This is a genomic window from Lysobacterales bacterium, from assembly GCA_016721845.1.
Lineage (GTDB): Bacteria > Pseudomonadota > Gammaproteobacteria > Xanthomonadales > Ahniellaceae > JADKHK01.
Window position 1 is genome coordinate 48001 of sequence record JADKHK010000007.1, and the last position, 26962, is coordinate 74962.

The window sequence follows — 26962 nt, forward strand, 5'->3', positions numbered from 1 at the left end:
GCATGCGCGACGCCGCTCCGCCGCCGCTGTTGCTTGCGATCGAATCCGGACCGCCGCGGGCCCACGTCGGGCCGCTGGTGCCGGGCGAATGCCGCATCGGGCGTGCGCCCGAGAACGAGATCCAGCTCGTCGACATCGCGGTGTCTCGCCAGCATGCGCGCCTCGCCGTGATCGACGGCCGCTGGTGCCTGCGCGACCTCGGCAGCACCCAGGGCACGATATTGAATGCGGCACGCCTGGTGCCGGAGCAGGACGTGCCGCTCGCGGCCGAGGACCGGTTGCGCATCGGTCCGTGGACCTTCGTGGTCCGGCTCGGGCGGCCGGCCGGAGAGCCGGTGCCATCGGCGCTGCATCGCCCGTCCACCGTGGGTTCGGTGCCGCAATTGCGGCTGCGCGCATTGTTCGCACTGGCACACACCGCCCAGCATGCAGAGGACGAGCAGTCGCTGCTGGCGGCCTTGTGCCGCGACCTCGGCAGCAGCCTTGCGTACGACCGCGTCGCCTTGCTGCGCGGCGACATCGACGACATCACGGTCGCCGCGCTGCATGCCGACGACGGCGTTGCCGATCGCGCGTTCAGCACGACGCTGATGCACGCCGCCGAGCCGGAGACGCCGGCGGTGCTGGAGTCGATCGCGCCGGCGGAGATGGGGGCGAGCCTGATCGCGCATCCGGTGGCCCATGCGGTGTGCATCCGCCTGAGCGGCGTCGCCGAACCGACGTGGCTGTATCTCGATCGCGCCGAGCCATTCCGGGATCAGGACGGCAGCGTGCTCGCCTACATCGAGGCGGCGGCGAGGATTGCCGCATTGGCCATCGCGCATCGCGAAGGATTGCATGCGGCCGCCGAGCGCGAACGCCTCGCGGCGGAACAGTCGCAGGCACGTCGCGTGCAGACGCAGTTGTGCGCATCGCGCAACGGCCGCGCCAGCGACATCGACTACGCCTTCAGCACCGAGCCCGGCGCCGGCATGTGCGGCGACTTCATCGATGTGCTTGCGGCCAGGGATGGCGCAGTCTGGTGCTTCGTCGGCGATGTCGTCGGTCATGGCAGCGCCGCCGCATTGTTGATGGCGACGGCGCTGGCGATCCTGCGCAGCGAGTGCCGCCGTTCGACTTCTCCTGCGGCCGTGGCCGATCATCTCGCCGCGGAGCTCGCGACGGTGCTGGCGCCCGGTCAGTTCATCACGCTGTGGCTGGCGCGCATCGATGCCGACGGTCGTGTCGCGGTGGTCGACGCGGGTCACGGTCAATGCTGGATGGCGCGCCGCGACGGCGTGGTCGGCAGCGCCGAACTTCAGGGTCACCCACCGATCGGGGTGATGCCCGATGCGCGCCATGCCGCCGAATCCCTCGCGCTTGCCGCGGGAGATCGCTGGATCATCGCCACCGACGGCTACAGCGAGTCGCTCGCCGATCCCGCGATCCGCGCCGCCTGCCGCGACCTGCTCGCACAACCCGCACCCGCCGCCGCGACGCTCGCCGCGTTGCGTCGCCTCGCCCGCCGCAGCAACGACGACGCCAGTTTGTTGGTGGTGTCGCGTCCTTAGTCAGTCGCTTGTGTCAAATCGCAACAAAAGATAAGGTGCCGCCCCCGAATTGTCGGGCCTTTTCCAATGATTGGAGTGGTTCCATGAAGAAACTCGTCCTGATCGCCGCCCTCGCGATGTGCGCGCCGGTAACTCATGCTGCAGCAGCGACCGAGACTGAAGAACTCGACATCTGGGCTTGGTTGGTTTCGCTTTTCGAGAGCGACAATGCGGAGGTTGCCGACAGTCAGGGGGTTGAAGCTTCGCTCGCGAACATCGATACCGCGCTCGGTCTCGGTCCGCGCTAATCGCCGAACTATCAACCTGATCCGAGAGGTCGAAATGAAGATGATTGTGCTGGTGTTGCCGTTACTGTTCGTTGCGCCATTCGCCCACGCAACCGCAAGTGATGAGGCAGAGACATTTGGTCTTTGGGGTTGGATGGCATCGCTCCTTGAGTCCGAGAACGACGAAGCGGCGAACGAAAACACCCCCGCGCAATTGGAGTCGGTGCAGGACGAATCGCGCAGCTTCAATTCGATCATTCGTTGATGCAACAGGTGGCGGGCAATCTGCTCGCCGCCGTTCGATCTCGCTTTGTAGTGGGCTAGTGAATCTATCCGCCGCGCTTCTCAGCCGCGGCGATGCGCGCCAGCGACTTCTTCACCCGCTCGTGCTCTGCACCGAAAGTCGCGACCAGACCATTGTGGCTCGCGCGTAACTCCTTCAGTGCTTCGTCATAGCGACCGAGTTTGGTCAGGCATTCGCCGTAGTTGTTCGCAAACAAGTGGCCATAAACGTGGTCGTCACCGAGAACTTGTCGAGTTGCCGCCAGAAGTGAAACGAACTCGCGTCTGGCGGCTTCAAGATCGCCGCGTTTCATCAACAACATGGCAAGGTTGTTCTGAGTGGCGAATGTCTCCGCATCGGTCAAGTGGGCCGCGGTCCGAATGCGCAGCACGTCGCGATAGACTTTTTCGGCCTCGTCGAGTTGATTCAGATCATCGAGCGCATAAGCCAACACGTTCATCGCCACCAAGACAAATTGGTGCGACTCACCACGAATGGCCGTCATGCGCTCAATCAACTGTCTCAGCAACGGCACTGCTTCGGCCTGCCTGCCTTTGACAATCATCACCGTCGCAAGATTCTGCTGCGAGGTCATTGTCTCCGGGTGCATCTCCCCGTAGATCTTCAAGCGCCCCTGATAGACCTTCTCCAGAAGCTCCTCAACATCCTCCATCTTGCCGGCGAGTTGCAGGGTCGCCGCAAGAATCTGCGTGGCATTCAGCGTCATGACGTGATCGCTGCCGTACTTGTCGGTCAAGAACGTGATCTGGGGCCTCAGCAGTGCTTCTGCTTCGGAATATCGAGTGGCTTTCTGAAGCGCCGCACCACGATCGCTGCGGGCACCGTCGCGAAGGAGATCGTCGTCCTGTCCTGGCAGCTCGGGCAGACTTTCGATCAGCTGAAGCTGCTCCAGCGCGGCGTCGAACTTCGATTGATTGGCCAGCGCACCAGCCAGCAGTCGTCGGAGCTGGGCGAGGGTAATCACGGAGGATTCGTCGACGCCGCGGATCGTCTCAATTTCGCGTTGAGCCTCCCGCTCGACATCGGCGTTCAGCCCGCGGCTCGACATGACGCTGATCTGTTGGAGACGGAGCAATCCACGTTCGGTCGAGAAGCTCGAGCCGGCTTGGTCGACCGCCTTGAACGTCTCGGAAAGCACGCTATCGGCGCCATCGTAGTCGGCCAAGGCGACCATGGCCTGAGCCAGCTGATCCGCAATTGCGGCGCGAACCCTCAGGTTGCCCGGCGGCGACGTTTCAAAGCTGCGCTTTGCTTGCGCCACAATTTCCTTCACCGTGACATCCCGGCCGAGTGCATTTTCCGGAATGGCTGCGGCGATCATCGTGCTCATGAAGTCGCTGACCGAGCTTGCAATCTCCGCGTTGGCCTCGGCGACAGCGCGTGCCTCGCGTTCTTTCTGTGCCGACACCAGCGAGAACACGGTCGCGGCGATCAACGCAACGAACGCGATCGACGCGGCGGCGACGAGGGCGCGGTGGCGGCGGGCGAACTTGCGGGCGATGTAGAGCGTGCTCGGTGCGCGGGCTTCGATCGGACGATGGTCGAGGTAACGCTCGAGGTCGGCGGCGAAGTCGGCGACGCTCGCGTAGCGCTGCGAGGGCGACTCCGCCAGCGCCTTCATCACGATGGTGTCGAGGTCGCCACCGAACTTAGGCTCGATCTTCGCCAGCGGCACCATCGGATTGCGCTCGGCGCTCTTGATCGCCGAGAACAGCGAACTTGCGTCGAGATTGCGCGGGCGCTTGCCGCTCAGCAATTCGTAGAGAATCACGCCGAGCGCGAACACGTCGGTACGCACGTCGATCTTGCGCGATTCGCCGCGCAGCTGCTCCGGACTCATGTACGGGATCGTGCCGACCACCTGGCCGGCTTCGGTCAGGCGTGTCGCGCCATCGCCGCGCTCGTCGATCACGCGGGCAATGCCGAAATCCATGATCTTGGGGCGTCCATCGCCGTCGACCAGAATGTTGGCGGGCTTCAGATCGCGATGGATCACCCCGCGCTGATGCGCATGCAGCACGCCTTGGCAAACCTCGAGCATCAGTCGCACGCGCGCATTTGCATCCAGACCGCGCGCATCGGCATCGGCCAGCAAGTGGCGCCCGCGCACCAACTCCATGGCCAGATACGGCACATTGGCACCGAGACGGGTATCGACGCCGGTGGCGAACACATGCGCGATGTTCGGATGGTCGAGCAGGGCCAGCGCCTCGCCCTCAAGCTGGAAGCGGCGCAACGCGTCGGGGTCGTCCTGCGCACCACGCAGCACCTTGAGCGCGACTTCACGCTGCGGTTGCTGCTGTTCGGCCAGATAGACCGCGCCCATGCCGCCGCGCCCGAGCAGGCCGAGGATGCGGAATTCGCCCAGTTGTTCCGGCAGCGACGCGTCGCGCGCGGTGCGCGCGCCGGCGGCGGTGTCGGCGAGCAGGGGATCGACCGAATTCGTCATCGTGCCTGTCTGCGGTTGGTCGTGCTGGCTCATGCCGTGTCCTGTGCGATCGAACCGGCAATCTGCCACAAGTCGTGTCCGCGGTCATCGCGCGCGCCACGGCTTTGGCACAATGCCGCCATGCTCACCTCCTTCTTCCTCGCGTTGCGCGCCGGTGGACTCAAGCCCGGCGTCGGCGAATACCTGACCCTGCTGCAGGCGGTGCGCGCCGGCCTCGCCGATCTGTCGATCGAGCGCTTCCACGCCCTGTCGCGGCTCGTGCTGGTGAAGGACGAAACCCAGTTCGATCGCTTCGACCGCATTTTCGGCCAGTACCTCGACGGCATCGCGACCGTGTTCGCCGATCCGGCTGCAGTGCCCGAGGAGTGGTTGCAGCAGCAGATGCAGCGTCTGCTCAGCGACGAGGAGCGCGCGGCCCTGAAGTCGCTCGGCAGCTTCGATGAACTGATGAAGCAACTGGCCGAGCGCCTGAAGGAACAGAAGGGCCGGCACGAAGGCGGCAATCGCTGGATCGGCACTGGCGGCACCTCGCCGTTCGGGCATGGCGGCTACAACCCGGAAGGCGTGCGCATCGGGGGCAAGGGCGGCGCAAAGCGTGCGGTCAAGGTCTGGGAGCAGCGCCAGTTCCGCAATCTCGATGACCAGGTCGAACTCGGTACCCGCAACCTGAAGGTCGCGTTGCGCAAGTTGCGCCGCTTCGCGCGCAATGCCGAGCGCGAGGAATTCGATCTCGACGGCACCATTCGCGACACCGCGCGCAATGCCGGCTGGCTCGACATCAAGTACCGGCGCGAACGCCACAACGCGATCAAGCTGATGGTCCTGTTCGACATCGGCGGCTCGATGGATGAACACATCAAGCTCTGCGAAGAACTGTTCAGCGCAGCGCGCAGCGAGTTCAAGCACCTCGAACATTTCTATTTCCACAACTTCATCTACGAGCGGCTGTGGAAGGACAACCACCGTCGTTATGGCGAAACCCAAGCGACGTTCGACCTCATGCACAAGTTCCCGGCCGACTGGCGCGTCGTCATCGTCGGCGACGCCAGCATGGCGCCCTACGAGATCAGCGAAGCAGGCGGCAGCATCGAGCACTGGAACGAAGAGTCCGGTGCCACGTGGATGGCGCGCGTCGCCACAACCTGGCCGAAGCTGGTCTGGCTGAATCCGGTCGCCGAAGCGACCTGGGACTGGACACCGAGTATCCAGATGACGAAGCAACTCATCGGAGAACGCATGTTTCCGTTGACGCTGGCCGGGCTCGACCGGGCGATCGCGGCGTTGCGGCGGTAGCGATCAGCCGTTCGGCACCACCACGATCTTGCCGGACCGCTCGCCTGCCGCGGCCGCGGCGACGGCGTCCTTGATCCGGTCGACGCCGTAGGTCGCATGCACGCGTGCATGCAGTTCGCCGCTGGCGATGCGACGCGCGATGTCGCCGTACACGGCCATCTGCTGTTGCGGGGTCGCTTTTCGGAACCAGAGTGCGAGCCAGAAGCCGCGCAGGGTGAGGTCGCGGAACACGAACGAGGCCGGCGAGATCGAACAGGGTTCGCCGCTCATCGCGCCATAGTTCACCAGGGTGCCGCCTTCGGCCAGGCAGCGCGCGAGATTCTCTGTCGCCATGCCGCCGACGGCATCGATGCCGAGACGGATCTTGGCGCCGCCGGTGGCCGCACCCACGCGTTTCGCGAGATCGGGACCATCGACCAGCACGATCTCGTCGCCGTGCTGGCGCACATCGGCGATCGCCGATTCGCGCCGCACCACATTCACGGTCTTCAGGCCGCGGCTGCGCGCGAGCTGGATCAGGTAACCGCCGACCGCCGAATTCGCGGCGTTCTGGATCACCCATTCACCGGGCTGCAGGTCGACGAACTCGCTCAGCATCAGCGCTGCGGTCGGCGGGTTCACCGTCATCATCGACAGCTGCACCGGGTCGGCCGAGTTCGGCAGCGGCATCAGCTTCTTCGCGTCGGCGACCACATGTGTGCTCCAGGTACCGATGCCGACCGGCAGCAACACGCGTTGCCCGACCGTCAGGCCGCTCACCTCCGGACCGAGTGCTTCGATGTCGCCCACACCTTCGTTGCCACCGATCGCCGGCAGCGGCGGCAGCATGCCGTACTGACCGGTCAGCGTCAGCACGTCGGACGGGTTGATCGGTGCCGCCAGCACCTTGATCAGCACCTGTCCCGATGCAAGTTCCGGCGTCGTGAACTCGACGGCGGCGATCACGTTCTGCGGCACCGGGCCGCGTTCGCTGTACTGGGCGCGCTTCATGGGAGGGCTTCCTGCGGATGGGATGCCGAGCATAGTCGCGGGCGACCCCGACGACATGCGCCGGAGGTTAAGCTCGCCGCATGAAGCCGCTCGACATCGCGATCATCGGATATGGCACCGCCGGGCAGGCGGCGAGCCTGTACCTGCAGCGCCAGGGCCATCGCATCCATCAGGTCGAGCAGGCGCCGGAACTGCGCCCGGTCGGTGCCGGCTTTCTGCTGCAGCCGACCGGGCTGTCGGTGCTCGATGAACTCGGTCTCGGCGAGGTCGCCCGGCTGTGCGGTGCCCGCATCGACCGCCTGCACGGCGAGAACGAGCGCGGACGCACGATCATGGACATGCGCTATGCCGACCTCGATCCGCGATCGAACGGACTTGGCATGCAGCGTGGCGCCTTGTTCGAGGTGCTGCGCAGTGCCGATGCGTTGGCTGGGTCGGTGCAGACCGGCGTCCATGTCGCGTCGGTCGATGCCGAATGCGGTACCTACTGCACGGACGATGGCCGCAGTCACGGACCGTTCGATCTCGTCATCGTCGCCAATGGCGCGCATTCCGCGCTGCGCCAGGCGCTGGCCGAACACGTGCTGCGCGATGCGCTGTATCCCTGGGGCGCGATCTGGTGTCTGGCCGACGACCTGCACCACCGCTTCCACCACGATCTCGAGCAGCGCTATCGCCGCGCCCGTGAAATGTGCGGCGTGTTGCCGGTCGGCACCTTGCCCGGTCAGGCGCCGGCGGCGCGCAAGCTCAGTGTCTACTGGAGCGTGCGCACGACGGATCTCGACGCCGTGCTGGCCGGCGGCATCGCACCGGTGCATGACGCCATCGGACGCCTGTGGCCCGATGCCGAACGACTGATGCGCGCGATGACCGATCTGTCGGCCTGGCGACGCGCAAGTTATCGCGATGTGGTGCTCGCGAAGCCGCATCGTGGCCGGGTCGTGCTGATCGGCGACGCAGCCCACGGCATGAGTCCGCAGCTTGGTCAGGGCGCGAACATGGCGTTGCTGGATGCGCAGGCCTTGTCGCAAGCGCTGGAGCGCGGGACGACGATCGCATCCGCGCTGGACGACTATGCGCGCACCCGCGCCGCCCACCTCGCGATCTACCAGTTCCTGAGTCGCTGGCTGACACCGCTGTTCCAGTCCGATCTGGATGCGCTGGCCTGGTGGCGCGACCTGCTGTTCCTGCCGCTGAGCCGGATGCCGATCGCACGCGGCGAGTCCTTGAAGATCCTGACCGGGCTCAAGCGCGGCTGGTTCGGGCGCCTGCCGCTCTAGCCGCTCAGTGTTCGGCCCAGTGCACGCGGTCCCCGCCCGAGACCTTGGCGGCATACATCGCGCGGTCGGCGCGCATCAGCAGGTCGCGGGCATCGGCGGTGTCGGTATCCAGTCCGGCGACGCCGATGCTGGCGGTGATGCGGACCACGCCGTCGTCCAGCGTGATCGGCACCGCGACCGCATCGCGGATGCGATCGGACAACACGCGAACGGCAATCTCGCTGCGCGCGTCCGGGGTCACCACGACAAATTCGTCGCCACCCAGGCGCGCCGCGATGTCGTCGTGGCCAACGCAGTCGCGGATGCGTTGCGCGATTTGCGCCAGCACGCGGTCGCCGATGCCATGGCCGTAGCGGTCGTTGACGTGCTTGAAGCCGTCGAGGTCGATCAGCAGCACGCGCAGATGGTCGCGGCGCTGGGCGAACGCAGCGGTGAAATGCGCGTCCAGTGCGGTGCGATTGGCGAGGCCGGTCAGCGGGTCGTGCAGGGCCAGTTCGCGCAGCCGCACGTTCGCGGCCTCGAGCTGTTCGGTGCGCTCGGCGACATGACGTTCCAATGCCGATTCATGCTCCCGCACCTGCCGCAGCGCGGCCTGCTGCGACTCCAGCAGCAACGCCTGCGCCTCGGACTTCTGCCGCTTCAGTTCATTGAAGCGCGCGGCGAGACCGAACGACAGCAGCAGCATTTCCAGACCCGAGCCGATCGGCATCGCGTTGGCCGTCAGCAGATTGTTCGGAATCAGGCCGAAATTGCGCAGCGACGTCAGCAACGCACCGAATAACAGCGCGAACCAGGCCAGCACCAGAATCCGCGCGCCGGGAACGCCACGCCACGCACAGACGAGGCCGCAGCTGAAGATCAGGATCGCGTTCAGCACGCCGCCCGCCGACATCAGCTGGAAGGCGGGACGAATCGGCCCGACCATTGCCACGACCAGCACGACGGCATGGGCGCCGCTCAGCACGCCGAGGACCCGATGCCAGTGCGGCGCGTGGCGCGCGGTATCGAGGTAGACGCGGGCATAGATCGCGGCCAGCAGGCTCGAGGCCGCAAAGCCGATGCCGAGCATGCGATTGCCGAGATCGACGGCGTTTGGCCACAGGAACTGCGCGCCGAGACCGGTCATGGCGGCCACGGCCGTCGCGAAACAGAGCACGAAGGCGACGTACAGCAGGATCGAGCGCTCGCGCAGCACCGCGAACAGCAACAGGTTGTACAGGGCCAGCGCCAGTGCGGCCCCGACGTACAGGGCATTCGCCGTGTACTGCGCCTCGGAATGCGCGCGGAAGGCCTGCTCGCTCCAGATCGCCGACGACAGCGTCATCGTGCCGAGCGAGCTGGCACGCAGGTACAGCACGCCGCGCTCGCCCGGCTTCAGTCGCAGCGTGAACACGGCATTGCGGTGCGGATAACTGCGCGCCGCGAACGGCACGCGATCGCCGCTCTGTTGATGATCGGTGCCGCGCGCGGAAACGAAATAGGCGTCGATGCGGTCGACCGTGGCGTATTCGAATTCGATGCGCCAGGCCTGCTCGCCGGTCGCACGCGACTGCACCGGCAGCCGCATCCAGATCGTGTCGGTGCTGTAGCCGAAGCTCAGGTCGGGATGATCGCGAGGCGGCGCGAACTCCGCCGTGCGCGCGATGACGTCCTGCAGGTTCCAGCGACTGTCGACATCGTGCAGGACGGTGGCGACCTGACCCATTCTCAGGTCGCGCTCGTCCCCGACCAGGTCAAGCGCACGCGCGCGGCCGATCGGCAGCAGCAGGATGCAGGCCAGCAGGAACCATGCGGCGCGACGCATATCGTCTATGGGCTCGCCCAGCACACCCGATTGCGTCCGGCCGCTTTGGCGCGGAACAGCTCGGCGTCGGCGGCGCGCATGAATTCGGCGCTGGTCTGGTAGCCGATCTGCCACTGCACCACGCCGATGCTGGTGGTGATGCGGCGCGGCACGCCGGCCGACTCCGGCTGCAGGGCCTCGATCGCGCGGCGCAAGGCTTCGCTGTAGTCGATGGCTTTCTGCAGCGACGTGTTCGGCAGGATCACCGCGAATTCCTCGCCGCCGAGGCGGCCGGCGAAGAATCCGGCCAGCAGGGCGTTGCGGATCACGGTCGCAACCGCGCGCAGGACATCGTCCCCGGCGAGATGGCCGAGCTCGTCGTTGATGCGCTTGAAATGGTCGAGATCGACGAAGGCCAGCGACAGCGATGCCCCGGACTGCGCACCGATCACGGCCTTTTCCAGCGCTTCGCGCCAGACCCGGCGATTCGGCAGGCCGGTCAGGGTGTCGACGGTGGCGCGCTCGACCATGGCCTGGTGATAGCGATCCTCCAGGCTTTCGCGGCGCATGAACTTCAGCACCGCGTCGCCGACCGCGATCTGGTCGCCATCGTGGAGTTCGATGCGCGTCACCGGTTCCTCGTTGACCAGGGTCTGGTTGGTCGAACCGAGGTCTTCCAGCACGTAATGCTCGCGCTCGAAGACGATGCGGCAGTGCTGGCGCGACACGCTGGCGTGCGGAATCTGCAGATCGCACGAGACCGAGCGGCCGACGACCACGGCGCTGTCGCCGACTTCGATCTGTGCACCGAGGTTTTCGCCATGGATCACGACGATGCGCGCACCGGGGCGGCCGCCGCTGTCGCCGAGATTCAGGCGCAGGCGTTGCGTGGTTTGCGGATCAGGTCCGGACATGGCCGAAAGTGTACGCGTTGCGCCGCGATCCCGCACCGCGCCACGGCTCGTCACGTCGGCACCGGATCGGCATGGCTTGAACCCGGCGGCGCGGCTATCGTCGCCGTCCCGCTCCGGAGTCGAACCAGATGCTGCGATCGTCCCTGTTCCTGTCCGCCCTCCTGTCGGCCGCGGTCGCCCAGGCCTTCGATGGTCGCGATGGCGCCGATCCGCGCTGGCAGGCGTGGTCGCAGCACGAGGCGCTGGAGCGCGCGTCGCTGTTTCATGGCCTGCAATGGCGCGCGCTCGGGCCGACCGTTCAAGGCGGGCGCGTGGTCGACGTCGAATCGATCCCCGGCCAGCCGTACGGCTTCTACGTCGCCTACGCCAGCGGCGGCGTCTGGAAGACCACGACCAATGGCGTCGGCTTCGAGCCCTTGAGCGATGCGCTGCCGACGATGATCACCGGCGATATCGCGGTCGACCCGCATCGACCCGAGCGCTTGTGGATCGGCTCCGGCGAGCCGAACTCGTCGCGATCGAGCTACGGCGGCATGGGGGTGTTCCGCAGCGACGATGGCGGCAAGACCTTCGTCCACCTCGGCCTGACCGATGTCGATCGCATCAGCCGCGTGCTGGTCGATCCCAGGGACGGCACGCACGTCTGCGTGGCCGCGATCGGCAGCCTCTACTCCCGCAACGGCCGTCGCGGTGTGTTCTGCACGCGCGACGACGGGGCCAGCTGGACCCAGGTACTGAAAGGCGAGGGCGATACCGGCGTGATCGATCTCGTCCTCGATCCGACACAGCCGGGCACGCTGTACGCATCGACCTGGGAGCGCTCGCGCACCGCCTGGAACTTCGTCGAGTCGGGCGCGGGTTCGGGCATCTGGAAATCGGTCGATGGCGGCGCGACCTGGGCGCGTCTGGGCGGTGGCCTGCCGAGTGGCCCGCAGGTCGGCCGGATCGGTCTCGCGGCGTCGGCGTCGCAGCCTGGCACGCTGTACGCCAGCATCGACAACTGGGCCGAACTGCCGGCCGACCAGCAGGACCTCGGCGATCGACCACTGTCGGCGCGGCGCCTGAAGCGCATGAGCAAGGACGAATTCCTCGCCCAGGACCCCGAGGAAATCGAGAGCTTCATCCGCAGCAATGATCTCGACACCGAACTGGATGCCAAGACCCTGATCGCGAAGGTCAAGGCGGATGAGGTCAGCGTGCAGGATCTGGTCGATGCGCTGAACGACGCCGAGGCGGCCTTGTTCAATACCGACATCCACGGCCTCGAAGTCTGGCGTTCCGACGACGCCGGCGCGACCTGGCGCAAGACCCACGCCGACGTGCTCAGCGAGGTGAATTACACCTACGGCTACTACTTCGGACAGATCCGCGTGTCACCGACGAATGCCGACCTGATCTACCTCCTCGGCATGCCGGTGATCACCTCCAGCGATGGCGGCAAGACCTTCACCGGCATGAATCCGCCGAGCGTGCATGTCGACCACCACGCGTGGTGGATCGATGCCGCGAACCCGGACCGGATGATCGGCGGCAACGATGGCGGTCTCGACATCAGCTACGACGGCGGCAAGACCTGGCTCAAGCTCGATGCCCAACCGGTCGGGCAGTTCTACACGGTCGGCGTCGACATGGCCGAGCCCTTCAACATTTATGGCGGCCTGCAAGACAACGGCACCTGGAAAGGCTCGTCCGAGGCGCGCTGGGACGACGCCGACGCATGGTCCTTCATCGGTGGCGGCGACGGCATGCATGTCGCGATCGATCCGCGCGACGCGACCGTCTACACCGGCTACCAGTTCGGCTTCTATCGCTCTTCCGCCGGCCACGAAGTGCGGCCGCGCGAGAAGCTCGGTACACCGGCCCTGCGCTACAACTGGAACACGCCGGTGCTGCTGAGCCCGCACAATCCCGATGTCGTCTATTTCGGCGCCAACCAGCTGTTCCGTTCCTTCGATCGCGGCCGCACCTGGGGCGCGATCAGCCCCGACCTGACCACCAGCACGCAGCGTGGCGATGTGCCGTACGCGACCATCACCTCGGTCAGCGAATCGCCGAAGCAGTTCGGCCTGATCTGGGCCGGCACCGATGATGGCCATGTCTGGATCACCACCGGCGGCGGCAACGACTGGCGCGAGGTCTCGGCGAAGTTGCCGGAACGCTGGGTGTCGCGCGTGTTCGCCTCGCAGCACGTGCGCGACCGCGCCTACGTCAGTTTCAACACCTATCGCAACGACGAAGCCATTCCCTACGTGTTCGTGAGCGAGGATCTGGGCAAGACCTGGCGCTCGATCAGCGCGAACCTGCCGGCCGAAGCGGTGAACGTGATCAAGGAAGACCCGCTCAATGCCGACGTGCTGTACGTCGGCACCGACCGCGGCGTCTATGTCTCGCTGGACCGCGGCGCGGCATGGCAGACCCTCGACGCCGGCCTGCCGAACGTGCCGGTGCATGACCTGGTCGTACATCCGCGTGATCGCCAGCTGGTTGCGGCGACGCACGGACGCAGCGTCTGGATCGTCGACGCGTTGCCGATCCAGGAACTCACCGCCGAAGTGCGCGCGAAGCCCGCACATCTGTTCCATGTCGATGACGTCGAGGGCGACCGCGGCTGGCGTTCGCGGCCATCGCGCTGGTTCGACGAAACCCCCGACCTGCCGACGACGACGATCCACTACTGGGCCAAGGCAGCGGGCACGGGCAAGCTCTGGGTCCTGAATGCCGACAAGCAACTTCTGAAGGAGATCGTGGTCCATGCCGAGCCCGGCATCAACCGGCTGGAATGGGACCTGTTGATCGATCCGGATCTGGCCCTGGCGGCGGAGCAGGCGAAAAACGACAAGCTCGCCGAGGACGCGCGCGAGGCCGCAGCCAAACAGCCGAAGGACGCCGATGCCAAGGCCGCGGATGACAGCGGCCGGCTGGCCAAGACGCCGTACGCCGAGTCCATCCGGCTCGGGCATCGCCTGTACCTGATGCCGGGCGAATACACCTTGCAACTGCAGTTGGCCGACACCACTTCCGACACCCCGTTCACCATCACCGCACCCGAGCCGCGCAAGCCGCGCGCGGTCCCGGCCATGAAGATTCGCGGAAAAGAGGACTGATCCATGAACCATCTGCGTTTTGTCGCACCGCTCGCGGTGCTGGCCGCTGCCCTGGCGGGCGGTGCCGCCGCCGAAGAGGCCTGTCTCACGCCGGGTGCGGCGGGCCAGACGCTTGGCGGCATCGTGCACGGCATCGATGTGTACGGTGCTCGTCGCTACGGCGACAAGCCGAAGTCCGATGCGATCGACCGCGTGATCCTGCTCGCCCTGGATCGCGCCACCTGTGTCGGATCGAAGGACACTGCAGCGGGCGGTGCGATCAAGGCCGTGCAGCTGGTCGCGGACGAAGCGCTGCAGGCGACCCTGCGCGCTTGGGTCGGCCGCCATGTGACGATCGATGGCACGCTCGCAGCCGCGACGTCGAACCTGCACCGCACCGCCTGGGTGCTGGAAGCGACCGCCGCACGTGAAGTCGCAGGTGGCAGTTCGCTGTCGCGTGCGCAATCGGCGGACCTGCTGGAGAAGGGGCGCGTGCCGGTCCGCATCGGCGCTCGCGGCTCACGCTTCGACGCCTGCACCGGCATCGCGCAGCTCTCGCGCTCCTCGCCCGGCATCGTGCGCGAGCGCGGCAGCAATGCGGGCGCTGCGGTCGCGACGATCCAGCATGCCGATGTCGTGCATCTGTGTGAAACCTCGGCCGATGGCGAATGGTTCGGCGTTGTCATCCGGCCGGCGAACAAGCCGAAGCTCGATTGCGGCGTCATGCAGTCGATTCCCGGCGCGGAACCGTATCGCGGCCGCTGCGTCTCCGGCTGGCTGCGCACCGACGAGGTCCTGATCGAAGCGGGCTGATCGCCACGGCGCACCGCGATACCGGCCGTGACAATTCGCTATGCTCGCGGCCCATGATGGGAGAGAGCCGATGAGCACGCCTGCAGATCGCCTGGCGGAGTTGTTGCCGTTTGGACCACGCAAGGGTCGCGGTGGTAGTGGATCAGGGCAGTCGCCCTCGGGCGGCGGCGCGAAATGGCCGAGTGGCCTGATCGGAGCCGCGGTCGTCGCGGTAATGCTGCTGTGGCTGTTCTTCAGTTCCTACTACACGGTGCAGCCGGAAGGGCGCGCGGTGGTGAAGCGGCTCGGCGCGGTCATCGCGATCACCGATCCCGGCCTGCATTTCAAGCTGCCGTTCGGCATCGACACGGTCGAGTTCGTCGCGACCGAGCGCGTGCTCAAGCAGGAGTTCGGATTCCGCACCCTGGCCACCGAGGGCGAGCGCAGCGAATACGCACCGGAGGATTTCCCGGAAGAGTCGCTGATGCTCTCCGGCGACCTCAACATCATCGACGTCGAATGGGTGGTCCAGTACCGCATCAGCGATCCGATGAAATATCTCTACGGCATGCGTGATCCGACCCGCACCCTGCGCGACATCAGCGAATCGGTGATGCGCCGTGTCGTCGGCAACCGCATCGGCAGCGAGGTGCTGACCACCGCGCGCGTCGACATCGCGAATCTGGCCCAGCAGGAAATCCAGGAAGCGATGTCGAAGTACGACGTCGGCATCCACGTGGTCACCCTGCAGTTGCAGGACGTGGTGCCGCCACGGGCGGTGCAGCCGGCCTTCAACGAGGTCAACGAAGCGCGCCAGGAGCGCGAGCGCATGATCAACGAGGCCACCAAGCGCCTCAACCAGGAAATCCCCAAGGCCAGCGGCGAAGCGAATCGCCTGATCGCCGAGGCGGAAGGTTATGCGACCGAACGCGTGAACCAGGCGCTGGGCGAAACCGCGGCGTTCCGCTCCATCCTTGCCGAATACCGCAGCGCACCCGCGGTGACGCGTGCCCGCATGTACATCGAGACCCTGCATTCGGTGCTGCCGAACATCGGCAACGTGATGGTGGTGAAGGACGGCAAGACCGCACCGCTGCCCTATTTCGAGCTGCGCAAGCCGCAGGCCGCACCCGCCACGGAGACGCCGCAATGAAGTCGACTCTCGCGTTGATCTTCGCCGTGCTGGCCGCGATCGGCCTGCTGCAGTCGACCTATGTGATCGACCAGGCCGAACAGGCCATCCTCGTGCAGTTCGGCGAACCGGTGGGCGAGTTGGTGAACACGCCCGGCCTGCACTGGAAGCTGCCCTTCGTCCAGGATGTGCGTCGTTTCGACAAGCGCATCATGTCCTGGGACGGCGATGTCACCCAGATCCCGACACTCGGGCGCGAATTCGTGCTGGTCGACACCACGGCGCGCTGGCGTATCGTCGATCCGCTCAAGTTCCTGCGCTCGGTGCGCGACGAGGCCGGCGCACGCACGCGCCTCGATGATCTGATCGACTCGGTTGCACGCGACATCATTTCCGGGACCAATCTGGAAGAGATCATCCGCTCCAAGGACTGGACCGTCGACGTGAAGGCGCTGGGCGAAGAAGGCCTGTCGCTGGAGCAGGTCGACCTGACCCGTCCAAAGAAGGGCCGCGCGGTGCTGGAAAAGGAAATGCTGGCGGCGGCGTCGAAGCTGATGCCGGAACTCGGCATCGAGCTCGTCGACGTGCGCCTGAAGCGCATCAACTACATCGAGAGTGTCGGCCGCCAGGTCGAGACGCGCATGATCTCCGAGCGCCAGAGCATTGCCGAACGCTTCCGTTCCGAAGGCCAGGGCAAGAGCAGCGAAATTCTCGGCCAGATGGAGCGCGAGTTGCGCCAGATTCGCTCCGAAGCCGAACGCAAGGCGGCTGAAATCCGCGGCAAGGCCGATGGTGAAGCGACCAGGATCTACGGCGAGACGTATGGCGCCGATCCCGAATTCTTCGCCTTCCTGCGCACGCTGGACAGTTACAAGGCGATGGGCGAGAACACCACGCTGGTGCTCGATGCCGACTCGGAGTTCTTCCGCTACCTCGATTCGACGCGCGCGCGCTGAGGGACGGACTGCTTGCGGGTGCGATCGTGCATCGCACCCGCGAGGCGGTTCAGTGTGAACTTTCGGCGCGACGCCAGGTATTGCGGCCGGCGGCCTTGGCCGCATAGAGCGCGCGGTCGGCATCGGCGATCAACGCATCGGCATTGTTCAGCGATTGCGTCACCGCAATCCCGATGCTGGTGCTGATCCGGAGCGTCATGCCTTCCAGGGTCACCGGCGCCACCATCGCCGCGATGACGGCAAGGGCAGTGCGCTCGGCCGCGTCCGACGCCAGTGTCGCTTCGACATGCTCGGTCAGCACCACGAACTCGTCGCCGCCGATGCGGGCCACCAGGTCGCTGTCGCGCACGCAGCCGACCAGGCGCGTGGCGAATTCGCGGATCACCACGTCGCCGACGGCATGGCCATGGCGATCATTGATCTGCTTCAGATAGTCGATGTCGAGGTAGAGCACGGCCAGCGCCGTCGGCTGATGGCGACCGCGCGCCACCGCGAGCGCCAGACGCTCCTCGAAGTGACGGCGATTGGCGACACCGGTCAGCGTGTCGAAGCGGGCTTCGCGTTCGAGCTGGGCCTCGGCCAGCTTCATGCGCGTGATGTCGAACGTCAGCGCGAAGAAGCCGCAGACCTCGCCGTCGGCGTCGCGCTCCGGGATGTAGCTGGTCTGGTAGTGGAAGATCCGGCCAGCCAGTTCGGCCTGGCCCTCGAAACTGACGGCCTCGCCTGCCAATGCCCGCTGCATGTTCGGCGCCAGCGTTGCGTAGAGGGTGTCGCCGCGCACCTCGCGCACGCTGCGGCCGATGATGTCGGCCTCGTTCACGCCGGTCAGCCGGTGCATGTAGGCATTCGAAAAGGTGTAACGCTCGTTGCGATCGACATGGGAAATGATCGCCGGGATGTTGTCGGTCACCGAGCGCAGACGCTTCTCGCTGGCGTCGAGCGCCGCATCGCTGCGCTGCAGTCGGTCGTAGGCCGCAGCCAGCCGTGCCGTGGCACGGCGGCTCAGCTGCAGGAACACCGCGATCACCAGCAGGCCGGCCACGGCGGCGCCGGCCATCAGCAAGCGCAGGCGATTGCTGGTCTGCAAGGACTTCTCGCGCTCGGCGGCCAATTCCGATTCCTTGGCCAGGCGCTGCAGCTGGAATTCCTGTTCGGCATAACGCAGGCGTGCGTCGAGGTCCTCGCCGACCAGGGCGCGGTCCCGCCGATCGACCACGTCATCGAGTTCGAGCAGGCGCTGCAGGTCCGGTCCGAGGTCGCTGCGGTTCGGCAGGCGCATCAGCTTGACCCGGATCAGCGCGCGCAGGACGCGACGCTCCTCGGCGTCGAGACCGGCAAGGTGGAACTGCGATCGCGACAACTGGAACGACTGCTCCGCTTCAGCGAGTTGTTTGGCCTCGAGCGCCACTTCGCCCAGGACTTCATGACCGAGTGCGCGCAACTGGGCATGACCGAACTGCTCGGCCAGTGCCAGCACGCGCTGCGCGCTGGCACGCTGGGTGGCAACGTCGCCCTGGTCGCGGGCGATGCGTGCCAGTTCCAGGTCGAGTTCGGCGCTGAGCTTCGGATCCTTGACGGCCACGGCCACGTCGATCGCCTCGCGCAGCGAAGCGCGTGCGGCCTCGACCTGACCCAGTCGCGCCTCGGCGCGGCCGCGATTGCGCAGCAGGCGCGCCCGAATCAGCGGTTCCGCGATCTCGCCCAGCACCTGCAGTCCGCGATCGGCATAGGTACGCGCAAGTTCGTGGCGCTCGAGAAAATTGCTCATCGACGAGTAGCCGAGCTGCACGTCCGCCATCAGCGCCGGCGACGGCGTGCGACGCAGGCGGCGCTCGGCTTCGGCCAGCAGTTGTCCGCCCGGACTGTAGTCCTGCTTGGCCATCAGGCCACGGCTCTCGGCGATCAACGCGCGGATGGCGAGCAGCGGCTCGCCGGCCTCGTCGGCCGCCAGCTGCGCCGCACGGCCGGCATCGCGCTGGCAGTCCCAATTCGCGACCACGCGGCAGGCATTTGCATGGGCGAGTTCGAGCAGGGCCAGTTCGCGCTGGTCGCCGCGCTGTCGCGCGGCCTCGAGCAGCGGCGGCAACTGCGCCAGCACCTGGTCCGGATGCGCCAGGGCTTCCGATTCCAGCGGGTGGCGCTCGGTGTCATCGAGCATGGCCTGCGCCCAAGGCGCAGCGAGCAGCAAGGTCACCGCGACCAGGCAAGGCCAATTGAACGCGCGAGGGGTTCGACGCGGCGCGGCACTCATGGGTCGATCCTGGATCCGGTGCGGTAAGCGGCATTCTGCCACCGCCCCGGCGTGCGTGGCGGATTCAATGCGGTGCGGCGTGCCGCCAGGTACTGCGGCCGGCGGCTTTGGCCGCATAGAGGGCCTGGTCGGCGTCGGTCATCAGGCGGTCGCGGTCGCTGTCCGGTCGCGACACGGCGATGCCGATGCTGGTGCCCAGCGGCAGGGTGTGGCCATCCACCGTGAGCGGCTCCGCCATGGCCGCACAAACCGATGCCGCCATCGCATCGGCCGCTTCGGTGGCCGCGTCGGCGCCCGCCTGTTCCAGCAACACCACGAACTCGTCGCCGCCGATGCGTGCGACCAGGGCCTGCGGGCCGACGCACGCCGCGAGGCGATCCGCGAAATTGCGGATCAGCGCGTCGCCGGCGGCATGGCCGCGGCTGTCATTGACCTGCTTCAGGCGATCGATGTCGAGGAACAACAAGGCCACGGCCGATTTCTGCTGCCCTGCACGCGCCAGCGCCTGCGACAGCCGTGACTCGAATTCGCGCCGGTTGGCGAGCCCGGTCAATGCATCGAAGCGCGCCTCGCGCTCCAGTTGCTGTTCGGCGCGGCGCAGGCGGTCGTTGGTCGCGGCCAGACGCTGGTTGGCGCGGCGCTGCAGCAGCAGGAACAGGCCGGTGACGACGACCCCGGCGATCGCGACGGCCATCAGCAGCGCCCGCTGGCGATTGCTGGCCGACAGCAGCTTCTCCCGTTCGCTGGCCAGATCCGATTCCCGCGCCAGGCGCTGCAGCTCGAATTCCTGCTGCGCATAACGCAGGCGCGCATCGAAATCTTCTCCGGCCATGGCCCGGTCGCGGCGATCCATGGCCTCGTCGAGCGCCATCAACTGCAACATCAATGGCGCGGCGTCGCGGCGGTCCGGCTGGCGTTGCAGGAGCGTCCGCAACAATTCGCGCAGGGCCCGGCGCTGTTCGGTCTGCATCGAAAGCGTGTCGAAACCGCTGGTCGCGGCGCGCAGTTCGGCTTCGGCGACGGCGAGGTCGCCGGTGTCGCGCGCGGCGAGGCCGAGGACCTCGTGGCCGAGCGCCGCGATCTGCGGATTGCCGAGACGGTTCGCGAGCGCGAGCACGCGCTCGCCGGCCGCGCGCTGCTCGCTGACGTCGCTGGAATTGCGTGCGATACGGGCCAGTTCGAGGTCCAGTTCCGAACTCAGCTTGGGGTCGTCGAGTGGTGCGGCGACCGCGGCGGCCTGCAACATCGCCGTGCGCGCCACCTCGGGGTGGCCGAGTTCGAGCTCGGCGCGGCCGAGATTGCGCAGCAGCCGTGCGCGCACCACCGCCGCACCCTGGTCGCCGAGTGCATCGAGCCCTCGCTGGGCATAGTCGCGCATCAGGCTGTGCCGGCCGAGCTGCAGGGCCATCGATGAATACGCCAGCATGACATCGGCGAGCAAGCCGCCATCCGGATGTTGCGCGAGGATCGCCTCGGCCGCGCCGAGCCGACGCTCGCCATTGCTGAAATCCTGCATCGCGATGCGTGCTCGCGCCTCGGCGATCAGGCCACGTACGCCGAGATGGTCGGCACCGGCCTTGCGGGCCGCGACGGTGGCCGCGGCCGCGGCGTCACGCTGGCACGACCAGTCGGCGATCACGCGACAGGCGTTCGCGCGCGCCAGTTCGAGCCGCGCCAGTTCCTCGGCCTGACCGCGCGCATCCGCGTCGGCGATCAGTGCCGGCAACTGGGCGAGCACCCGATCCGGTTCGGACAGCGCTTCCAGCTCCAGCGGATGCCGTTTCGAATCCGCCAGCGCCGCATGCACCAGCGATGAGACGCACCCCGACAGCAGGAACAATGCGACGAGCCGGCCCGGCCTGGGGCGTACAGCGCGGTGTCCGGTTGGTCGCAAGGGCATTGATCGATCCGCGGCGGTGGTCAGCCGGTCGATTCTGCCACCGCGCCGGTCGGCGTGGGTGCCGGCCGATTGCTTCGGTCAAGTGTGAACTTTGGGCCGGGTCGCCGCAGCGGGCTTTCGGCCGCCCGGGCGTCAACACTACGCTCGGGCCAGGTGCATCGCCGATGCACGCGTTCAATCCAATCCTTGGGGGATATGTCGTCATGGCCGAAAACGAAGCTGGAAAACCATTCGATCCGTTTGAACTCGCTGCCGCGATCCTGCTCGGTCTCGGTGCGGTCGCATCGGCCGTGGCGGGTTACCAGTCGGGCCTGTGGGGCGGTGCCAGCGTCGAGGGCTACGGGGAGTCCTCGTCGATGACGACCGAAGCCGCAGCGACCTTCAACGATGAATTGACCTCCTACATCCAGGACGCGCAGGTCGACGTGCGCGCCAAGGAGATGATCTGGGAAGCCAGCGAGATCGATGACGCGGCGCGTGCCACGCGCCTGCAGGAAATGGCCAGCTGGCTGTACACCTCGCAACTGACCGAGCACGCCTACCAGGGCCTCGAACTGCCGGTCCCCGAGGCAGACCCAGAAACCGGCGAAGCGGGATGGAACCTGCCCGTCGATGCGCTCGAAAAAGCCCTGAACATCGATCTGGGCGAGGACTACGTCGAAAAGCTGTTCGCCCCCAGCAGCGAAGAGTTCGCGGCCGCAAAAGAGCGCTTCGAAAAGGCGCGCGTGGCCAACGAGATCGGCGACAAGTTCTCGCTCGCCGCAGTGATCCTCACCATCTCGCTGTTCTTCGGCGGCCTCGCGCTGGTCTTCAAGACCAAGGTGCGCTGGGGCTTCCTCAGTAGCGGCGCGGTCGTGCTGGTGGTCGGCGTCGGCTACATGGCGACGCTCACCTGGGCCTGACCTGACACGTTTGCGATTCAGGGCGCAGCTTCTGCGCCCTCGTTCGACGGGTAGAGCGTGCTGCCGGGTTGCAGCGGCACGGTCAGGGCACCACCTTGTTCGAAACCGTCGCGGTGGATCAGATTGCCGGGTGCGACGACCGGGTCGCTGTCGGTGGCGGCATTGTTGCCGGGGTCGATCTCGGACATCGCGCCGACCACGCTGATCGTGGCGCCATGTTGCACCGTGGCGCCGATCGCCGCGGAGATGTTGCCGGTGACGAGGAAGCGCAGCGCGCCACCGCTCGCCAGGTCCAGCGCCAGGTCGTTGATGTCGCCGCTGCCACCGGCCTGCGGGCAGTTCGCCAGCTGGAGGCTGTTGCAACTCCACAACACGCCGGACAATCCGGCCGGCACGGGCACGTCCAGCAAGGCGCCGCTGACGGCATAGGGCCCGGCATTCGCCACCAGCACCTCGTAGACGACGGCCTGCCCCGGCGCCACGCTGGCCGCACCATTGCTGTCGCTGACTTGCAAGTCGCTCGCATTGCGCACGCTGATCGTCAGCATCTGCGGATCGGAGCTTGCCGTGCCGCCATTGGCGTTGCCACCGGAGTCGACCACCGTGACATTGACGCGCGCCAGCCCGGCGTTGCCGGTGAGCGTGTAACCGAGTGTGCCGGCGGTGTTGATGCCGACGGCCGACAGAATATTGGCGGGATCGAAGATCTCGAATGCCTGGACACTGGCGATGGTCTGGCTCGCATCCTCGTCGGGAGGACCGAAGTCGACCGATCCGAGCACGCCATTGCGCATCTGCGCGCCGCTGCTGCCGGCGGCGTGCTCGGGCACGATCGCCGGATTCAGCACGAAGCTCGGCTTGTCGTTGACCGCCGCGATCACGATGTTGACCGTCGCGACGTTCGAATCCTGCACGCCGTCGTTGATCTTGAAGGTGAAGCTATCGCTGCCGTTGGCATCGGCATTCGGCGCGTAGAAGTACTGGCCGCCCGCTTGCACGATCAGCGATCCCTTGGTCGGCGGGGTCACGGTGATGATGGTGTACGGATCGTCGTCGTTGGCGACCAGCACACCCCCGTAGCTGCCGCCGTCCTCGATCGCATCGAGGCTGCCGTTCTGCGCCACCGGGATGCGATTGAAGCCGATGCTCACGCTGCAGCTCTGATTCACCGCGCCGGTCGTGTAGCGACTCCCGACCAGGGTGCCATTGCAGCCGCTGACCGCGCCGATGCGATAGCCCGGGTTCGGCTCCAGGTCGAAGAAGGTCGTGCCGCCGGGCGCGACCGATTGCGGCGTGTTCGGGGTGGCACGGCCGTTCGCGCCGATGGTCGGCGTCACCGTGAGTAGCGTGGTCTCTGCGAACTGCGCCTGCACGTTGATGTGCGCGCCGACATCGAGATCGCTGCGCTGGGCGGTCAGCACGCCGTCGGACCAGGCCACGAAGATCTTTCCGGGATCGGGGATGGCCGTCACCGTCGGGCCATCGGCGCCATAGTCGACCGTAAAGAGCCGGACCGGCTGACCATCGATGCTGCCGCCGGGGCCGGCCGAATACAGCAGGTTGAAGCGCTGGATCGTGAAGAACGCGGTCACGCTGAGGTTCGCGCTGATGTTTGCATCGGTCCGACTGGCTCCCGGCCGCTGATCGCTCCAGTGGTCGAACTGGTAACCGACGTCGGCGATCGCCTGCACCTCGGTGCCGCTGCCGGCATAGTCGACGGTCTGCTGTGCATTGCCACCGATCGAACCGTGCACATCCGCGACGTAGTTCAGCGTGAACTGCAGCGGCGAGAACGCGACGGTCACGGTGCAGTCGGCGGTCGCCGGCGCAGTCGTGTACTGGTTGCCGACGAGGGCGCCACCGCAGCCGCTGGCCGATGCAATCTGCTGGCCGACCCCGGGCGCCAGCGTGAACACGAGCGTGGCACCGGCCGCCACGGTCTGCACGCCGCCCGGATTCAGCGTGCCAATGCCGGTGACCACCGGCGTGATCTGGAAGCCGCTGCTGCGTTGCGCCAGGAAGGTGTCGTAGGCTGCATTGGCGTCGTTCCACGACACCACGTTGGTCGCGATGCTGGCGAATGCGACGCGATCGCCGCTGGCGCTCATCGCCGGATTCGAACTGTTGTGGTTGGCTTCCAGCGTGCTGCCGGCACGATGCGAGACCAGGCTCATGCCCGCGCCGGCACGGTCGTACTGGTAGACCTGCTGGAAGAAGCTGCCGCCGTTGATGCCGCTGATCACATCCCCGGCCAATGTCGCGAACACCACCCGCGAGGCGTCTGCATTGATGCCGAGATTGAACCATTCGCGGTTCGATCCCCGCGTTGCCGCCAGGTGACTGCGCGAGAACAATGTGTTCGAACGCGTTGCGGTGTCGTGCCAGTAGACGTCGGCGGCGGCGCCGTTGCCATCGATGAAGCCGTTCACCAGCGTGCTGCCCGTGCTCGAGAACAACACCGCGCTGCCATCGCCGCTGATCGCCAGCGGCACCGAGAAGCCATCGGCGAGGTCCGTCTCCGAGCTGATCGAATGCGAGATCAGCCGCGTCGTGGAGGTCGAAATCTGATGAACGAACGCCTGGCTCTGGCCATTGCTGACGCCGGTGCCGATCAAGTTCCCGGCGGAGGTGTAGTAGACGATGCGATCGCCGCTGTCGCTGAGCGCGACCGCCGTCGCGGCGGCGTTCGCGCCGCGCACCGTGCTGCCGAATTCGCGCGAGACCAGTCGGCTGGTCGCGGTGGTGCGGTCGTACAGATAGACGTCGTCGCCGCCGGCGTTGAGGTTGACGAAGCCGGCGATCAGGTTGGTCGCGCGGCTCTGGTACAGCACGTAGCGACCGTCCGGGCTCAGCGCGGTTGCACGTGAGGTGTCGTTGCCGGTGGTCGTTGCCGCATTCGCCTTCGACACCAGGATCGAGACGTTGTTGTCGCGGTCGAACAGGAACACGTCGCTGCCGGCGTTGCCGTCGGTGATGCCGGCCACCAGATTGGTGGCATTGCTCTCGTACAACACGTAGCGACCGTCGGCGGAGACCGCTGTCGGTGTCGCGGCGGCATTGCCGGCCACGTTGGTGCCGCTGCTGGCGTGCGAGACCAGGCTGATGCCGCCGCCGACGGCGTCGCGCAGGAAGACATCGACGGCGGCATTGCTGTCGTTCTGGAACGCCAGCAGATTGGTCGCAGCCGACGCGAACAGCACCCAACGACCGTCGCGGCTGAGCGCCTTCGCGGTCGATGCCGCGTTGGCGGGTACGTTTGAGAGCACGTCGAAGCCCTGGATCGCGTAGCTGATCAGGGTCTGGCTGCCGCTGTCGGCATCGAACACGAACACGTCGGCGTCGTTGTCGAGGTCGGATTCGATCTGGTCGACGCCGAGGTTGGCGGCGTGACTCTGCTGCAACAGGTAGCGGCCATTCGCAGACAGACCCACCGGCGTCGTCGCCCGATCGGCACTCGCTGCGCGCGCGAACGCGGCCCGGCTGACCAGACTCGAACTGTTGCCGGGCGTGTTGTAGACGTAGACATCCGGCACCGCATTGCCGTCGCTGCTCGGCGAGAGGTCGCCCGCCCAGGTGGCGAACACGAGGTGGTCGCCACTCCAGTCGAACTGCACCGACTGCGCTTCCGCGGCGCGCGCGCTGCCCAGCGTCGGCTGCGCCTGCGCGTGCGTGAGCAGCGTATTGCTCGAGCTGTTCATGTCGAACACGTACAGGTTGCTGGCATTGGTCAGCGCCGGAAAGTAGCCGGCGACGAGATTGGTCGCGGCCGACTCGAACACCACGCGGTTCGAGGTGGGGGTGCCGGCCACCGCCCTGGCTGCGGCGTTCGCGCGCGCCAGCGGTGCGCCGGGCGCATGCGATACCAGCTGGAACAGGCCGGAATCGCGATACCAGAGCAGCACGTCGCGGCTGGCCGCACCGGTGAAGGCGTTGCTGATGTTGCTGGCCGTGGTATCGAACAGCACGACACGCGTCGACGATCCGGATGCGGCGGACGAGCTGCCGTTCGCGGCCGTCAGCGGTGCGCCGCCGGCATGCGAGATCAGCGTGATGGCGCCGCTCGCGATCTCGTAGCTGAACACGTCGCTGCTGCCGTTCGTGTCGGTGCCGCCCACGATGTGATTGGCATTGCTGCTGTTGAAGATCACGTGGTTGTCGTCGACCGCAACCAGGGTCGCGCCCGCGGCGCCGCTGGCGGCGAGGTTGCCGGCGATGTGCGAGACCAGTCGCAGCGCGCCGGTCTGCGTCTCGTAAAGAAAGACGTCCTCGGCGTTGTTGCTGTCGCTTTGACCGGCGACGAGGTTGCTGGCGCGGCTGCTGAAGGCGACGAAATGGCCGAAGCCGGTGACCATGACCTGCCCATTGAACGCATCGACGCCGACGTCGGCTGCGGTGTTCAGGCTGGCGCCGGTGTGGGTGATCAGGGTGTTGTCGTTCCAGCCGGCACGATACAGATAAAGATCGTGCTGTCCGTTGTTGTCGGTGATGCCGGCCTGCAGGTTGGTCGAGGTACACGCGATCACCGCGAACTGCGCGCTCTGGTCGAACGCTCGGCCACGGCATTCGCCGTTCGAGCGCATGCTGTCTCCGACGGCATGCGAGATCAGGCGATTGCTGCCGTCGCTCGGGAAGTGCAGGAAACTGTTGGCGACATAGCCGGCGCTCTCGCCGGCAATCAGGTGCGGCGCGGTCGAGTCGAACAGCACCACGCCCTGATTGGCGATGGCCTTGACCTGCGAGAAGCCGGGCGAACTCGACCGCAGCGGATTGTCGGCCGCGTGCGAGACCAGGGTCATCGCCTGGGTCTGGCGATCGAGCAGGAAGACATCGGTCTCGGATGCATCGACTTGCCCGACCACGAGATTGTCGGCCCCGCTGTTGAACGCGATGTAGCGTCCGTCCGACGGACTGATCTTCGGCACGCCGCTGCTCGCGTTCGCCGCGTCGCCGGCCTGGACCCGGCTCACCGCGGTGTTCACCCACGACTGTGCCGACACCATCAGTGACAGCGTCGCCGACAACAGCGCCAGCATCCAGCGCGCACTCCCACTCGAACGATTGCTTCGCATCTTCCACCCCGGTCCGGTTCACGAGCGCCGACGCATCGGCCCTCCTTG

17 protein-coding genes are annotated in these 26962 nt (G+C 66.6%); 10 read left to right on the forward strand and 7 right to left on the reverse strand.

Annotated elements, in window-relative coordinates; translation table 11 throughout:
• Window positions 1-2: 2 nt before the first annotated feature.
• From IPP28_04715 to IPP28_04725, 3 genes are all read left to right on the forward strand, one after another.
• Window positions 3-1550: a SpoIIE family protein phosphatase gene (locus tag IPP28_04715; protein ID MBL0040348.1), complete on the forward strand. Its 1548-nt coding sequence runs from the start codon at window positions 3-5 to the stop codon at window positions 1548-1550.
• Window positions 1551-1633: 83 nt separating this feature from the next.
• On the forward strand, window positions 1634-1837 hold the full coding sequence (locus IPP28_04720; GenBank protein MBL0040349.1) for a hypothetical protein: 204 nt from the start codon (window positions 1634-1636) through the stop codon (window positions 1835-1837).
• 34 nt (window positions 1838-1871) lie between these two features.
• Window positions 1872-2081: a hypothetical protein gene (locus tag IPP28_04725; protein ID MBL0040350.1), complete on the forward strand. Its 210-nt coding sequence runs from the start codon at window positions 1872-1874 to the stop codon at window positions 2079-2081.
• A 64-nt stretch (window positions 2082-2145) separates the two neighbouring features.
• On the opposite strand, the gene IPP28_04730 is transcribed toward IPP28_04725, so the two are convergent.
• Window positions 2146-4446, reverse strand: coding sequence for a serine/threonine protein kinase (locus IPP28_04730; GenBank protein ID MBL0040351.1), 2301 nt, complete (start codon window positions 4444-4446; stop codon window positions 2146-2148).
• 243 nt (window positions 4447-4689) lie between these two features.
• On the opposite strand from IPP28_04730, the gene IPP28_04735 reads away from it, so the two are divergent.
• Window positions 4690-5862, forward strand: coding sequence for a VWA domain-containing protein (locus IPP28_04735; protein ID MBL0040352.1), 1173 nt, complete (start codon window positions 4690-4692; stop codon window positions 5860-5862).
• 3 nt (window positions 5863-5865) lie between these two features.
• Here the strand turns inward: IPP28_04735 and IPP28_04740 are convergent, their stop codons facing one another.
• On the reverse strand, window positions 5866-6852 hold the full coding sequence (locus IPP28_04740) for a zinc-dependent alcohol dehydrogenase family protein (GenBank protein MBL0040353.1): 987 nt from the start codon (window positions 6850-6852) through the stop codon (window positions 5866-5868).
• Between the two features lie 80 nt (window positions 6853-6932).
• Between IPP28_04740 and IPP28_04745 the strand changes: the two genes are divergently transcribed.
• Window positions 6933-8132, forward strand: a complete 1200-nt coding sequence (locus IPP28_04745) for an FAD-dependent monooxygenase (GenBank protein ID MBL0040354.1) — start codon at window positions 6933-6935, stop codon at window positions 8130-8132.
• Between the two features lie 4 nt (window positions 8133-8136).
• On the opposite strand, the gene IPP28_04750 is transcribed toward IPP28_04745, so the two are convergent.
• Together IPP28_04750 and IPP28_04755 are read right to left on the reverse strand one after the other, a co-directional pair.
• Entirely contained in the window at window positions 8137-9936 is a 1800-nt protein-coding gene (locus tag IPP28_04750; GenBank protein ID MBL0040355.1) for a diguanylate cyclase, read from the reverse strand.
• Window positions 9937-9941: 5 nt separating this feature from the next.
• Window positions 9942-10829: a GGDEF domain-containing protein gene (locus tag IPP28_04755; GenBank protein ID MBL0040356.1), complete on the reverse strand. Its 888-nt coding sequence runs from the start codon at window positions 10827-10829 to the stop codon at window positions 9942-9944.
• Window positions 10830-10957: 128 nt separating this feature from the next.
• Between IPP28_04755 and IPP28_04760 the strand changes: the two genes are divergently transcribed.
• From IPP28_04760 to hflC, 4 genes are read left to right on the forward strand one after another with little or no spacing between them, the layout of a single operon-like run.
• Entirely contained in the window at window positions 10958-13933 is a 2976-nt protein-coding gene (locus IPP28_04760; GenBank protein ID MBL0040357.1) for a glycosyl hydrolase, read from the forward strand.
• Between the two features lie 3 nt (window positions 13934-13936).
• Window positions 13937-14725, forward strand: a complete 789-nt coding sequence (locus tag IPP28_04765) for a hypothetical protein (GenBank protein ID MBL0040358.1) — start codon at window positions 13937-13939, stop codon at window positions 14723-14725.
• Between the two features lie 40 nt (window positions 14726-14765).
• Window positions 14766-15857: an FtsH protease activity modulator HflK gene (gene hflK, locus IPP28_04770; GenBank protein ID MBL0040359.1), complete on the forward strand. Its 1092-nt coding sequence runs from the start codon at window positions 14766-14768 to the stop codon at window positions 15855-15857.
• A complete protein-coding gene (gene hflC / locus IPP28_04775; protein ID MBL0040360.1) occupies window positions 15854-16792 on the forward strand; it encodes a protease modulator HflC in 939 nt (312 codons plus the stop codon). The genes hflK and hflC overlap by 4 nt, the downstream gene beginning before the upstream one ends.
• A 49-nt stretch (window positions 16793-16841) precedes the next feature.
• On the opposite strand, the gene IPP28_04780 is transcribed toward hflC, so the two are convergent.
• Together IPP28_04780 and IPP28_04785 are read right to left on the reverse strand one after the other, a co-directional pair.
• Entirely contained in the window at window positions 16842-19043 is a 2202-nt protein-coding gene (locus IPP28_04780) for a GGDEF domain-containing protein (protein MBL0040361.1), read from the reverse strand.
• Window positions 19044-19107: 64 nt separating this feature from the next.
• Window positions 19108-20943 (reverse strand): diguanylate cyclase, encoded by a 1836-nt coding sequence (locus IPP28_04785; GenBank protein ID MBL0040362.1) that lies wholly within the window; start codon window positions 20941-20943, stop codon window positions 19108-19110.
• A gap of 203 nt (window positions 20944-21146) precedes the next feature.
• On the opposite strand from IPP28_04785, the gene IPP28_04790 reads away from it, so the two are divergent.
• The gene (locus IPP28_04790) at window positions 21147-21845 is read left to right on the forward strand and encodes a hypothetical protein (GenBank protein ID MBL0040363.1); all 699 of its coding nucleotides are present in this window, start codon (window positions 21147-21149) and stop codon (window positions 21843-21845) included.
• 17 nt (window positions 21846-21862) lie between these two features.
• On the opposite strand, the gene IPP28_04795 is transcribed toward IPP28_04790, so the two are convergent.
• Entirely contained in the window at window positions 21863-26914 is a 5052-nt protein-coding gene (locus IPP28_04795) for a cadherin-like domain-containing protein (protein MBL0040364.1), read from the reverse strand.
• Window positions 26915-26962 lie beyond the last annotated feature (48 nt).